The organism is Ruminococcus sp. RTP21484sp1_RTP21277st1_D2_RTP21277_210401 (genome assembly GCF_040924225.1).
Classification (GTDB): domain Bacteria; phylum Bacillota; class Clostridia; order Lachnospirales; family Lachnospiraceae; genus Blautia_A; species Blautia_A faecis.
The window spans coordinates 89,386-103,462 of sequence record NZ_JBCOMJ010000002.1 but is presented as its reverse complement, the minus strand read 5'-3'; the positions used below and the strand labels follow the sequence as shown (position 1 = coordinate 103,462).

The 14,077-nt window shown below is 45.1% G+C and carries 6 protein-coding genes; 4 read left to right on the top strand and 2 right to left on the bottom strand.

Annotated elements, in window-relative coordinates; genetic code table 11:
- Window positions 1-29: 29 nt before the first annotated feature.
- Window positions 30-1,946 carry an NAD(+) synthase gene (locus AB5706_RS01670; protein ID WP_195409424.1) on the top strand — a complete coding sequence of 639 codons (1,917 nt, stop codon included), beginning with the start codon at window positions 30-32 and terminating at the stop codon, window positions 1,944-1,946.
- Between the two features lie 93 nt (window positions 1,947-2,039).
- On the opposite strand, the gene AB5706_RS01665 is transcribed toward AB5706_RS01670, so the two are convergent.
- Window positions 2,040-2,495: an FMN-binding protein gene (locus AB5706_RS01665; RefSeq protein WP_173735222.1), complete on the bottom strand. Its 456-nt coding sequence runs from the start codon at window positions 2,493-2,495 to the stop codon at window positions 2,040-2,042.
- A gap of 185 nt (window positions 2,496-2,680) precedes the next feature.
- Between AB5706_RS01665 and addB the strand changes: the two genes are divergently transcribed.
- Both addB and addA read left to right on the top strand, forming a co-directional pair.
- Window positions 2,681-6,013, top strand: a complete 3,333-nt coding sequence (gene addB / locus AB5706_RS01660) for a helicase-exonuclease AddAB subunit AddB (protein ID WP_368365682.1) — start codon at window positions 2,681-2,683, stop codon at window positions 6,011-6,013.
- On the top strand, window positions 6,013-9,768 hold the full coding sequence (gene addA / locus AB5706_RS01655; RefSeq protein WP_368365681.1) for a helicase-exonuclease AddAB subunit AddA: 3,756 nt from the start codon (window positions 6,013-6,015) through the stop codon (window positions 9,766-9,768). The genes addB and addA overlap by 1 nt, the downstream gene beginning before the upstream one ends.
- Before the next feature lie 87 nt (window positions 9,769-9,855).
- On the opposite strand, the gene AB5706_RS01650 is transcribed toward addA, so the two are convergent.
- A complete protein-coding gene (locus tag AB5706_RS01650; protein ID WP_368365680.1) occupies window positions 9,856-11,265 on the bottom strand; it encodes an RsmF rRNA methyltransferase first C-terminal domain-containing protein in 1,410 nt (469 codons plus the stop codon).
- A gap of 277 nt (window positions 11,266-11,542) precedes the next feature.
- On the opposite strand from AB5706_RS01650, the gene AB5706_RS01645 reads away from it, so the two are divergent.
- Entirely contained in the window at window positions 11,543-14,044 is a 2,502-nt protein-coding gene (locus AB5706_RS01645) for a winged helix-turn-helix domain-containing protein (RefSeq protein WP_368365679.1), read from the top strand.
- The last annotated feature ends 33 nt before the right edge of the window (window positions 14,045-14,077 follow it).

The window sequence follows — 14,077 nt, the reverse complement described above, 5'->3', positions numbered from 1 at the left end:
GAAATAGTAGGATAAGAGAGGACTAGGATATGAATCAGGGATTTATTAAAGTAGCGGCAGGAACGCCGCAGGTTACAGTTGCTGATTGTAAGGCCAATACTAGGGCAATTCTGGAAGTAATCCGTGAAATGGAGACACAGCATGCCAAGCTGATGGTGCTGCCTGAGCTTTGCATCACAGGCTATACCTGTCAGGATCTTTTCCTTCAGAGAAGACTGCTGGACAGTGCATGGGAGAGCCTTCTGACTATTGCAGAGGAGACTGCGGATGTGGATGCGCTGATCTTTTTGGGACTTCCTATGCGGATGAACGGCAAGCTCTACAATGTGGCAGCAGCATTGAACCACGGAAATATCCTTGGATTTGTACCTAAGACTCATATTCCAAACTATAATGAATTCTATGAGCAGAGACACTTTGCTTCCGGGATGGATGTGTGGACAGATGTGACAGTTGGGGAGGAAAGCGTACCTTTTGCCAGCAATCTGATTTTCTCATGTGAAGGACTGCCGGAGCTGACTGTTGGCGCGGAAATCTGCGAGGATCTGTGGGTTCCACTTCCGCCTAGTGTAAATCTGGCACAGGGCGGTGCTCATATTATCGTCAATCTTTCTGCTAGTGATGAGATGGTAGGCAAGGATTCCTATCGCCGTGATCTGGTGAAGGGTCAGTCTGCCAGACTGGTGTGCGGCTATATTTACGCCACAGCCGGAGAGGGTGAATCCTCCCAGGATCTGGTATTTGGCGGACAGAATCTGATCGCAGAGAACGGCACCATGCTGGCAGAGGCGAAGCGCTTCCAGAACACTGTGATCTACGGAGAAATTGATGTGCAGAGACTGGCAGATGAGAGAAGAAGACTTTCCACCTATCCGGCATCTGATGATGCTGACTGCCAGATCGTACCTTTTGATGTGGAAGTGGAAGAGACCTCTCTTACCAGGAAGTTTGCTCCCTATCCTTTCGTACCTTCTGTAAAAGAAGAGCGTGATATGCGCTGTGAGGAGATTCTGAACATTCAGGCTATGGGACTTAAGAAAAGAATGAGCCACATCCACTGCCAGAAGGCAATGGTTGGACTTTCCGGAGGTCTTGATTCTACACTGGCATTGCTTGTAATTGCACGTACTTTCCAGCTGATGGGACTGCCATCAGAGAATATCCGCTGTGTTACCATGCCTTGCTTTGGCACCACAGACAGAACTTACCAGAATGCCTGCAAATTAAGCCAGTGTCTTGGTGCTGCTCTGACTGAGGTCAATATTAAAGAGGCGGTAAATATCCATTTCCGTGATATCGGTCACGACGATTCCGTTCATGATGTAACCTATGAAAACTGTCAGGCCAGAGAGCGTACTCAGATTCTTATGGATATGGCAAACCAGGAGGGAGCACTTCTTGTGGGAACCGGTGACCTTTCCGAGCTTGCTCTTGGATGGGCAACCTATAATGGAGACCATATGTCCATGTATGGTGTAAATGCCTCTGTTCCCAAAACGCTTGTAAGACATCTTGTCCGCTATTATGCAGATACCTGCGGAGAGAAAGAACTGGAAGAAGTTCTTCTGGATATTCTGGATACTCCGGTAAGTCCGGAGCTTCTGCCACCTAAGGACGGCAAGATCGCGCAGAAAACAGAAGATCTGGTTGGTCCTTATGAACTTCATGATTTTTATCTGTATTATATGCTTCGTGCAGGCTTTGAACCGGATAAGATCTATCGCATTGCCTGCTGTACCTTTGAGGGTACCTATGACAAGGCTACGATTCTGAAATGGCTGAAAATCTTCTACCGCAGATTTTTTGCCCAGCAGTTCAAACGCTCCTGTCTTCCTGACGGCCCGAAGGTAGGTAGTGTGGCACTGTCTCCAAGAGGTGACCTGCGTATGCCAAGTGATGCAAGCGCAGCGGTATGGATGGAAGCTCTGGAGAAGCTTGAAGTATAAAACTATTGTGCGGTACGCTTTTTATGCATTTTGCAGCTGTATTTCGCGTAGCATACAGCTGTAAAGGTAGGAAATAATTAGGTTTGTTTATTGCTATGCCGGCGGAGAACTTACATGGTTCTCCGCCTTTTTTAATGCATCTTCAATGGCAGAAATAAGCAGCTGTGACGTATATTTTCTGTCCGTGGAATATTTCAGGTCGTCCAGGGACTGGCTGTCAACAATCTGGCTGGCCAGTGATTCCAGGGAAGGCTTTACCAGCGGAAACATGGCAGTGGTGCTTTCACTTAAATTTACCAGCTCAATAGACTGGATATTGTTTTGATCTACTGTAACCTCCACGTCAAAAGTATTTTTATTCAAAGTAAGGGAACTGCGGTAAACGCCAGGCGTATAAATCCCCTCTCCAGCAACAGAAGTGGTCTGGCTTTTTCCAGGCCCGAACATAAAGTAGATCAGGATTCCCAGAAGAACAGCAAGAATCAGAAAGGCAATGGTATATACCACTTCCTTCATATGTAACACGATAATCCTGGTTTTCGAACTCATGGACTGCGCCTCCTGTATCGCACTGATAATGAAAAAAATAATCCTGGCCGCAAAACCAGGCTCTAATCTTCTTATTCTATCCTATTATCAAAGAATGGAAAATATGATAGAATATAAAACAGAATGATTTTTTATCAGATACAGGCTTTTTTTATTCCATACAATTGGCAGAAGGAGGAAAAAACGTGTCCCTACAATTCATCATCGGCAGCTCCGGCATTGGCAAGACGCATTATGCATGTGAACAGATCATCCGGGAATCTATGGAAAATCCACAGCACCTGTACTATATTATCGTCCCGGAACAGTTCACTATGCAGACACAGAAAAATGTAGTCGAAATGCACCCCGGAAAGGGAATCCTGAATATCGATGTGCTCAGCTTCCAGCGTCTTGCCTATCGTATTTTCGAGGAGACAGGCGGTGCTCGGGAAGTGCTTCTGGATGACACTGGAAAAAGTATGGTTCTTCAGAAGCTGGTGCAGCAGCATCGTAAAAATCTGCCCTATCTTGGCAGCCAGATGAACAAACCGGGCTATCTGGACGAAGTGAAATCTCTGATTTCAGAATTTATGCAGTATGATATCCGGGAGGAAGAACTGCAGGACATGCTGGGAAAAACAGGGGAGGACTCTCTTCTTCATATGAAAATGCAGGATGTGGGTGTCCTCTATCAGGCATTTCTTCAGTATCTGGAAGGTCATTATATGACCGGCGAAGGCGTGATGGACGCTTTGAAAAAAGCCATTCCTTTTTCAGATAAACTGAAAAAATCCGTACTCCTTCTGGATGGCTTCACCGGTTTTACTCCGGTGCAGATGAACGTGATCCGGGAACTTTTAAATGTCTGCGATAAGGTTCTGGTAACTGTCACTATGGATGCCGGAGAAAATCCCTTGCAGATGGGAAAACCACATCAGTTGTTCTATATGAGCAGGAAAATGATCCACACCTTGTCTGGTCTGACCAGCAATCTGGATGATCCCATTCTTCTGAAAGATGAGAGAAAGGGCCGCTTTGGAAATTCCACCTCCCTTGACTTCCTGGAGAAGCATCTTTTCCGCTACAAAAGATCTGCCTATGAGAAGAAACAGGAAGAAATCTGCATATTTGCAGCAGAATCCCCTGTAAAAGAACTGGAAGAGACAGCCAGGAGAATACGCCGTCTGGTTCGTGAAAAAAATCTGAAATACGGAGAAATCGCTGTGATTACCGGAAATCTGGAGGCGTACAAAAGTATTGCATCTCAGGTATTCGAGGAATCCCGGATCCCTTATTTCCTGGATGAGAAGCACACCATTCTGATGAACCCATTTATAGAATATATTCGTGCTGCTCTTGAAATGGTTACAAAGGGTTTTTCCTACGAAAGTGTTTTCAGGTATCTGCGCTGTGATATGTCCGGCCTTGGAAGGGACCAGGTGGATATGCTGGAGAATTATGTGCTTGCCCTTGGAATCCACGGTTACAAAAAGTGGTCCGAGAAGTGGGTGAGAGTTTACCGGACCATGGACCCGGAGGATATTCAAGTATTGAATGAATACCGGGAAATATTTGTGAGGGAGGCTGAGATCCTGGCGCAGGGATTTTCCAGTGGAAAGAGAAAGGTATGTGAATATTGTTATAGTTTATATCAGTTTATTGCAAGCTGTGAAATACAGAAAAAACTGAAGAAACAGGAGCTTTTCTTTAAAGAAAAAGGGGAAAAAGCTCTGGAAAAAGAATACGCCCAGATATACGGAATTGTTATGGAGCTTCTTGACCGTATGGTAGAGATCCTTGGAGAGGAAGAAATTACAAGAACGGAATTTGTTCAGCTTCTGGAAACTGGTTTTGCCAAGTCAAAGGTTGCGCTGATCCCGCCCAGTATGGATCAGGTCCTTATTGGAGATATGGAAAGAACCCGTCTGAAAGAAATAAAGGCACTGTTTTTTGTAGGTGTAAACGAGGGAAATATTCCGAAAAATACAGACTCAGGCGGAATTCTGACCCAGATGGACAGAGAATTCTTTGCAGATGAGGGAATGGAGCTTGCACCAGGTCCGAAAGAGCTGATGAACACCCAGCGCTTTTACCTGTATCTGAATCTGACAAAGCCAAGTGAGCATTTGTGCCTTTCCTACAGTTTGTCAAATGGAAAAGGAGAACCTATAAGCCCGGCATATCTGATCCACAGTATACAGGCTCTATATCCCGGACTGGAAGTGAAAAATGCAGGTGATGAGGAATTCAGCCTGAACGCCATGGAGCTTCCGGGAACCAGTCTGGAATGCTTCCTGAAAGGTCTTGGAGAGGGTGCTGTGGGACAGGGAAGTCCTTTGTACAGCGAGCTTTACAGCTGGTATCTTAGAAGTCCTAAATATAGGACTTTAGCCAGAAAGCTGGTGGAGGCTTCCAGAACCAGAAAGCCTGCCGATATTATCAGTGAAAGTGTGGCAAAGGTTCTCTATGGAGAGGTATCACCCTACAGTGCCACCAGGCTGGAGCGTTATTCCGCCTGTGCTTTTGCCCATTTCCTCCAGTATGGTCTCAAACTTACGGAGCGTGTAGAATATGAATTCCGCGCCATGGATATGGGAAATATTATGCACAAGGTGCTGGAGTCTCTGATAAAGGAAGTGAACAAAGAAAAGCTTTCTCTGGCAGAGCTTTCTGAGGAAGAGAGGGATGCGCTGGCAGACCGCCTGGTAGATAAAATAAGTGCAGATTATGGAAATACCATTCTAAAAAGCAGTGCACGCAATGAATATATGATTCAGCGCACCAAGCGAATGGTACGAAGAACTGTGTGGGCAATTCAGAAACAGCTGAAATCCGGGGAATTTGAGCCGGAAGGTGTGGAAGTTGTTTTTCAGGGCGGTCGGATCGATCGCGTGGATACTATGGAGACAGATGATGGGAAGCTGTATGTCCGCGTCATTGATTATAAGACCGGGAATACTTCTTTTGATCTGGTTTCCCTGTATCATGGTCTGCAGCTGCAGTTGATGATCTACATGGACGGTGCCCTTACCGTAGAGCAAAACAAGCATAAGGATAAAGATGTGATTCCTGCAGGGGTATTTTATTACAATATCAAGGATCCTATGATTCAGGAAAAAATAGATGCAGATATAGAGACTGTCCAGGAAAAAGTGCTGAAGGAACTAAAGATGAACGGACTGGTTCTGAAAGATAAAGAACTGGTACAAAAAATGGACAGTTCCCTTGTGTCAATTCCCGTATCCTTTAACAAAGACGGAAGCTTCCGGAAAAATTCTTCTGTAGCCTCAAAAGAGCAGTTTGATATTTTAAACCGTTATGTAAAAACAAAGATTTCTCATATCAGACAGTCCATTATGACCGGAGATGCCCAGGTTTCCCCTTATATGATTGGAAAGAAAAATGCCTGTACCTACTGTCCTTACAGCGGCGTATGCGGTTTTGACATGGACATTCCAGGCTATGAATTCCGCAGGCTGAAAAACTTTACAGATGAAGAGCTGTGGGATGCTTTTGTGAAGGAGGTGGATGAATAATGGCAGTGAACTGGACGAAAGAGCAGGAGCAGGTTATCAATTTAAGAAACCGGAATATTCTGGTAAGTGCAGCAGCTGGTTCCGGAAAGACTGCGGTGCTTGTGCAGCGAATTCTAAAAAAGGTGATGGATCCGGAACATCCTGTTGACATTGACAGGCTGCTGATTATGACGTTCACAAGAGCAGCAGCAGGGGAAATGCGGGAACGAATTGCAAATGCCCTGGAAGATGCTCTCTGTGAGAATCCGGACAATGAGCATCTGCAGCGTCAGACTACCTTGATCCATACGGCGCAGATCACTACGATAGATGGCTTCTGTGCTTATGTGATCCGCAATTATTTCCATCTTATTGGTCTGGATCCTGGTTATCGGACAGGAGAAGAGGGAGAATTGAAGCTTCTGAAAGAGGATGTGATGAAGGAGCTTCTGGAGAACTATTACATAAAAGATGACAAAAAGTTTAAGTATTTTATCGAATGCTACGCATCAGGCAAAACAGATGATGGAATTAAAGAACTGATTTATTCTCTGTATAATGCTGCCATGAGCAATCCATATCCGGATACCTGGCTGGAAGAATGCATAGATAGTTATAGAAATACGGATTTAGAGTCTGTAAAATCCTCAGAATGGATGAATTTGTTATGGAAAAACATTACGGAGGATCTTTGTCAGGCAAAGGAACTGATTACTCAGGCTAGGAGCTTTTGCAATGCGTCAGGAGGGCCATACCTGTATGATGAAGCACTGCAAAGTGATCTCATCCTCATTCGTGCAGCAGAAGAGAAAGCTGCCGTCGGTGATTTTGACGGAGCAGGGGAGCTTCTTGGCAAACCGGCTTTTGCCGTTCTTTCCAGAAAGAAACCAAAAGATCCTGTAGATGATACGCTGAAAGAGCAGGTAAAGTCTCTTCGGGAAAATGCAAAGGATATTTTAAAGGATATTGGAACACGGTATTTTTCCGTAAAGGAGGAGGAACTTCCAGTGCTTCTGGAAACCTGCCGGGAGCCTGTAGAAATGCTGGTAGAGCTTACCAGGGAATTTATCCGTATGTATGGAGAGAAGAAGCGGGAAAAAAATATTCTGGACTTTACGGACATGGAGCATTTTGCGCTGGAAATCCTGATTCAAAAGGTTCATGCAGAGGAAGAAAATGGCGAAAACGACGGTGATTGGACGGGAGAGAAAAAGTATATTTATCACATGAGTCCGGCAGCGCGTGAACTTTCCATGAAATATGACGAGGTCATGGTGGATGAGTACCAGGACAGTAACCTGGTACAGGAAATGATTACCAACTGTGTTTCCGGCTGGGCAGATGGAAGAAAAAATATATTTATGGTAGGTGATGTGAAGCAGAGCATTTACCGGTTCCGCCTTGCCAGACCAGAGCTTTTTATGGAAAAGTATGAAAAGTACAGTTTAACGGACAGTACGGAACAGCGAATCGATCTTCATAAAAACTTCCGCAGCCGGTCCCAGGTATTGGATAGTGCAAACTTTATTTTCCGTCAGATTATGGGAACAGATCTTGGTGGAATTGCTTACGATAAAGCCGCAGCTCTTTATCCTGGCGCTGTGTTTCCGGAAGGAAACAAGGAAAGCTTTCTTCCTGCAGAAGTTCTTCTGGTAGAAAAGGATTCCGAAGAACTGGAGGATCTGATGGAAGGAAAGGATGCCCGGGAACTGGAGGCTCTTGCTATTTCCCACAGAATTAAGGAAATTGTGGGAAAAGAGCTGGTACTTGATAAGGAAACCAAAGAATATCGTCCTGCGAAATACGGAGATATTGTAATCCTTCTCCGCACCGCTTCCGGCTGGTCAGAAACCTTTACAGAGGTACTTTCTGCCCACGGAATTCCTGTGTATGCCGCTTCAAAAACGGGATATTTTTCAGCACTTGAGGTGGTTACGATTCTGAATTATCTGCAGGTCTGCGATAATCCTCTTCAGGATATTCCTTTGACGGGTGTGCTGAGGTCGCCGCTGGTGGGATGTACTACCCAGGAGCTTGCCGTTTTGCGGGAAAAATATCCGAAGGGGATGTTGTATGACAGCGTGTTGAATTTCCTGAAAGAATATGAGGGGCAGGAAAGAACTCTTTACCACAAATTACATGGGTTTATAGTCCTTCTAAATGAAATGCGTGATCTTGCGGTGTACACTCCTGTCCATGAGCTGATTCTTGAGATTCTCCGCAGAACCGGCTATGGTAATTATGCAAAAGCTCTGCCAAATGGTGCACAGCGGAGCGCCAACCTCGCTATGCTGGTGGAAAAGGCAATGGATTATGAGAAGACCAGTTACAGAGGCTTATTTAATTTTGTCCGATATATTGAACATTTGCAAAAATATGAAGTTGATTATGGCGAAGTAAATCTTTCTGGTGCAGGAGAAGGTTCCGTGGAAATCATGACGATCCACAAGAGTAAGGGACTCGAGTTTCCGATTGTAATCCTTGCCGGTATGGGAAAACAGTTCAACATGCAGGATCTGAACGCCAGACTTCTGATTCATCCAGATTACGGTCTTGGCGCTGACGCCATTTTGCCAGACCGTCGGCTGATCGTGTCAACACTGTATAAGCAGGTGATCCGCCGTAAGCTTCTGGAAGAGACTCTGGGGGAGGAAATCCGAGTACTTTACGTTGCCCTGACGCGTGCCAAGGAGAAACTGATCATGACCGGAACAATAGGAAATCTGGAAAAAAGGCTGCTTTCTTTATACAGATTCCGCGAAAATGAACAGGAACTTCTTCCGGCAGAAACGCGGTTGAATGGAAAAACTTACTGGGATTACGTGTTGCCTGCGCTTGCAAGGCACCGCTGCATGGATGAACTTTTTGAGGAGTTTGGATTACTGCCATCCCATGATAATCTGCTTTATGATGATCCGGCAGAGTTTCAGGTGAAAAGGATCACAGCGCGGACTTTAACGGAGGCTGAAGTGGTGGAACAGGCTGCCGGGCAGATGGAAGACGATATTCTGGATAACTGGGATTGTGAGAAAATCGTGGATCCTGAAATCAGAGCGGAATTGGAAAAGCGTTTTGGATTTGTATATCCTTATGAATATCGTAAGGATATTCCGGTGAAGGTCAGTGTATCGGATCTGAAAAAGAAGAGTTACCATGAAGATACGGATATTGAAGAAGCTGTATATTTCGAACCGGACATTGTTCCGCTGGTTCCAAGATTTATTGAGGAAAAGAAGGAAGCGGAAAAGGCGTTCACAGGTTCTGCAAGAGGTACTGCCTACCATCGTGTGATGGAATGTCTTGAGTACAATAAAACGGATAGTTCACAGCAGCTGAAAGAGCAGATCGACGCACTGGTTCAGAGCAAAAAAATGTCTGAAGCAGAAGCCGAATGTATCAGAATTTCAGATATTCAGTCTTTTGTAAATGGGGCACTGGGGCAGAGAATGAAAGTCGCTGCATTATCGGGGCTTCTTTTCAGGGAACAGCCTTTTGTCATTTCCAGAAGTGCCGCTGAAATAGATGAGGCATGGGATCCACAGGAACGTGTGCTTGTGCAGGGAATCATAGATGCTTATTTTCTGGAAGGGGATGAGATCGTGCTGGTTGATTACAAGACGGATCGTGTGCGCAGAGGGGAAGAGCAGAAGCTGGTTGATCTGTATCACACCCAGCTGGAGGATTATGCGCAGGCACTTCAGAGAATGACTGGGCGGAGGGTGAAGGAGAAGTATATTTATTCCTTTACGTTGAAAAAAGAGATATTGTTAGGATGATTGCTTGTGTTCGCAGAGGGTGCGTGGATGTGGCACGCCACATCCACGCACGTCGCAGGCGGAAGGGAAAGCGAAAATTTGACAACCTTACACTCTCCACCCCGCTGGATACTTATTTTTCAATGTCCCATTCACAAGTTTTCCAAACCCAAGGGGATACCCTTCCACACAAAGCAAATGCCATCCTTTAGAATGAGCAGCCTCCTCAAGCTCAATTGTAAGAGTTTCCCCTTTCAGATACCGTTCCAGTCTTGGATCATTCACAGAAAGGGAAATCACAGCTTCCGCTTCATTTTTCCGGAAAGCCAGTGCAAGCGGCTGAGCCGGTTCAAACCGGTTTTTCTTCAGATCTCCCAGATAAAGTCCGTTCCGAATAAACGTAAGTCCTCTGAAATTACAGGAAACAGACGGCAGATAATAAACCTTATCTGCCCGGACCTCCACCCGGTTCCAGTCAAACTCCTGACCATCTAAAGTTTTCAACCCGATTTCTCTGAAAAATTCTTCCATATACTTCCGGACATCTGCAGCCAGACGACTGGTCTTAGAAGTACCAGCGGAAGGTCCAGTTGTTCCCTCCTTTTGCAAGAGGGCTAGAAAATGCCCCTCCCCCTGCATCTTATGGGGAAAAATGCGCACACATTTTTTCAGTTGTGGATTCCCATCTCCCCATTCAGGATTTCCGGTGGAAAAGCCCTCATAATCCTCCATGGAAATCAGAGACAGCTCCGGCCGTTCCCTGAGAAGCCAGGAAATGATCTGCTCATCCTCACAAGGTGCAAAGGTACAAGTAGAATAAAGCATCTGTCCTCCCGGCTGCAGCATGTCTGCCGCATTCAGGCAAAGCTGTTTCTGAATTCTGGAAAGCTCCTCAGACTTCTCAGGAGTCCAGTCTTTGGCAAGAGCTTCCTCCTTACGGAACATCCCCTCTCCGGAACAAGGTGCATCCAGAATGATCTTATGGAAAAATTCCGGAAAATTCTTTACCATTTTTTCAGGCTTTTCATTGGCAACAAAAAGATTGGGAATCCCAAACAGTTCCAGGTTTCGAAGCAGTGCTCTTGCCCTGGTAGTGCTGATATCATTTGCAACCAGAAGTCCTTCACCCTTTAGGGCGGAACCAACTGCAGTTGCTTTTCCTCCAGGAGCTGCACACATATCCAGCACATATTCTCCTGGCTCCACCGGAATACGGGAAGCGGGGGTCATGGCACTTGGTTCCTGAAGATAATAAAGTCCGGCCTGGTAAAGAGCACACCGGGATGGTCTTACATCCTCATTGTAAAAATAACCATTCGAAACCCATGGGATTTTTTTTACTTCAAAGGGCACGATCTGTTCAAATTCCTCACAGGAAATCTTTGCCGTGTTTACCCGGAGCCCATAAGTACGCGGCTGTTCATAAGCTGCCAGAAAAGGTTCAAATTCATCCCCAAGCATATCCTCCATCCGATGAAGAAAAGCCTGAGGCAGAGCTGATAATTTATCTGAATCCATAGAAAAATCTCCTTAGTACTGAAATAGAATTAGATATGAAAAAAATGTCTGCAAAAATCTTACGCAAACTGTGAAGCATATCTTGCAGAAAGCATTTTTTAAACACATTTTAGTATAGCGGAAGAAAAAGAACAAGTCAAACATAAGCAAAAGCAAAAGAATCCATTGGAATTTCCTGGTTTTTCCACTATAATTAAATATAGAATGATCATTAGAGCGTGTCTGAAAAATTATTCAACAGCAATAGATCTATAAAGTAAGAGAGTGAGGGTATGAAATGCCAAAAGAAAAAATCAGCCTGAATTCTATTTACATATCAGAACGTTTACAAAAATCCCTGCAGCCTGTTTCCAACAGCGCGCTGACAGCCATAACAGCCCCTATGGGATATGGCAAAACAACCGCCGTAAACTGGTATCTGTCCAGACTGGCGAAAGACACTCAGGCTTTGCTGATCCGGATCAGCATCTACTCCCAAAACCTTTCCATCTTCTGGAAAAGTGTGCAAAATGCATTTTCCTTCGCAGGTCTTAACTTTCTGGAAAACTACGACTGCCCGGAAGATGAAGCCTCCGCTGGATTTTTGACGGAAATTCTATGCTATCAACTGGAAAAATGTGAAAATTGTTATATTTTTATAGATGACTTTCATCTGTTAAAAGATGACCGGGCGGCCACTTTCCTGTGCAGAATGGCAGGGAGGATTCCGGAAAATGTGCATCTGATCGTAGCAAGCCGAAATCATTTTATCAGTGATGACTGGATTGTAAGACTTGGAGGAAGACTTCACAGAATAGAAATAGAGGATCTGCGTCTGAACTCTGGGGAGCTGTTAGCCTATATCCGCCGCTGCGGAACCAGCCTGACAGACAGCCAGCTTGAGCAGCTTCTGAAATCCAGCGAAGGATGGTTCGCAGCTGTTTACCTGAATTTGTGTTCTTTTTCAAAATCAGGAGAATTGCCAGGAAAAACATCTGATATTTACCAGATGTTTTCCGCTTCCATGCTGAATCCTTTGCCAGAAGACAGAAAAGAATTTTTAAGTGCCATGGGGCTTGCAGATGAATTCACGGAAGAGATGGCAGAATTTATTACAAAAAGAGAAGACGTACACCAGATCCTGAAAACGCTCACCAGGCAGAATGCTTTTGTCACCTGCCTGAATGACGGGCAGACTTACCGCTTTCACCATATGATGAAAGAGTGCGCGTTTCGTGCGTTCAGAACACTGGATGATTCCAGACAGGCTTTCTATTATGAAAGATATGGTGCATGGTATGAAAAATATGGTGCCTATATCCATGCCTTGTCAGCATACCGGCGAAATCAGAATTTTGCAGCTATTCTCCGGGTGGTGCAAAAAGATGCCGGAATCTTACTTGCTTCTCTAAAACCGGAAGAGGTTCTGGAAGTTTTGAACAGATGTCCGGTTTCCGTTTTAAAAGAATATCCGCTTGCAATTCTGGTTCTTATGAGATGCATGTTTAACTGGAAAAATATTCCCAAAATGCTGGAACTGAAAGAACTTCTTCTGGCATCCATCAGAGAACATCCAAAGCTGTCTGAGGAAGAGAGAGGAAATCTTCTGGGCGAATGCGACCTGATCCAGAGCTTTCTTATGTACAATGATATTTCGAGAATGAGTCAGTTTCACCGCAGTGCCAGCGAGAAGATGACAAGACCTGCCATCAGTATCCGAAGTGACGGAGGCTGGACGTTTGGCTCCCCATCTGTACTTATGATGTTTCACAGGAAAAGCGGAGATCTTGACAAAGAGCTGGAAGAGATGAACCAGTGTATGCCTCATTATTACAAGATCACAAACGGACACGGACAGGGTGCAGAAACGATTATGAGCGCAGAGGCTCACTTTATGCGCGGAAATTTTGTTGATGCCCACATAGCATTGGAAAAGGCTTATACCCAGATTCAGGGAAACGGGCAGGAGAGCATTGCACTTTGCTGCGATTTTCTGGCACAAAGGCTGTCTATCTGCATGGACATAAAAATGAGAAATACATTTGAAGAACGTCGAAAAGAACTGCTGCAGGGGCATAATACCACCTGGGTCAATATTTTTGACAGCACCTGCGCCTATTACTATGCAGTCACCGGACAAACGGAGCGGATTCCGGCTCTCTTTGGAGCGCATATGCTTTCTACGGTGAATTTTCTGGCACCTGGGAGACCGATGATGGAAATGATCGAGAATCAGGTTTATCTTGCCCAGGGAGAATATTCGAAGGTGATCGGAAGAAGCGAATCCATTCTTGCCATGTGTCAGGCTCTTCACTACGATCTGGTGGCGCTTCATGTGCAGATCCAGCTTCTTGCGGCCAACTGGAAGCTGGGAAAAACAGAACAGGCGCTTGAACTTTTGAGAGGATCACTTTCCCAGGCTTTTCCAGATGGAATCCTTATGCCATTTGTGGAGAATTATCCATACATAGAGGAGCTTTTGAAGGGAAGCTTTTTCGGAATCAATGAAAATTTTCTTTTCAGGATCACCAGAATGGGGAAAGAATGGGAAATGCGGTGCGATCAGTTAAAAAAAGAGGAGGCGTATCCGCCGGTCTTTAAAGTACTGTCAGATCGTGAGCTGGAGATTACGGAGCTTATGGCGAAGCATATGAGCAACAAAGAAATCGCCCAGAGTCTGTTTTTATCCGAGGGAACTGTGAAGCAGTACATCAATCAGATTTATTCCAAATTACAGATTCCCGGGGATGTCCGGGTGAAGCGCAAGTATCTTTTGGAGATGATGGAAGGGAAAAGCTAACTGGAAGTTAATACTATTTTTGTCAGAGAAAAC

Excerpts from the sequence above, each read along its gene's own strand:
- addA (WP_368365681.1), top strand. The coding sequence starts at position 6,013 with ATGGCAGTGAACTGGACGAAAGAGCAGGAGCAGGTTATCAATTTAAGA.
- AB5706_RS01665 (WP_173735222.1), bottom strand. The coding sequence starts at position 2,495 with ATGAGTTCGAAAACCAGGATTATCGTGTTACATATGAAGGAAGTGGTA.
- AB5706_RS01650 (WP_368365680.1), bottom strand. The coding sequence starts at position 11,265 with ATGGATTCAGATAAATTATCAGCTCTGCCTCAGGCTTTTCTTCATCGG.
- AB5706_RS01645 (WP_368365679.1), top strand. The coding sequence starts at position 11,543 with ATGCCAAAAGAAAAAATCAGCCTGAATTCTATTTACATATCAGAACGT.
- AB5706_RS01670 (WP_195409424.1), top strand. The coding sequence starts at position 30 with ATGAATCAGGGATTTATTAAAGTAGCGGCAGGAACGCCGCAGGTTACA.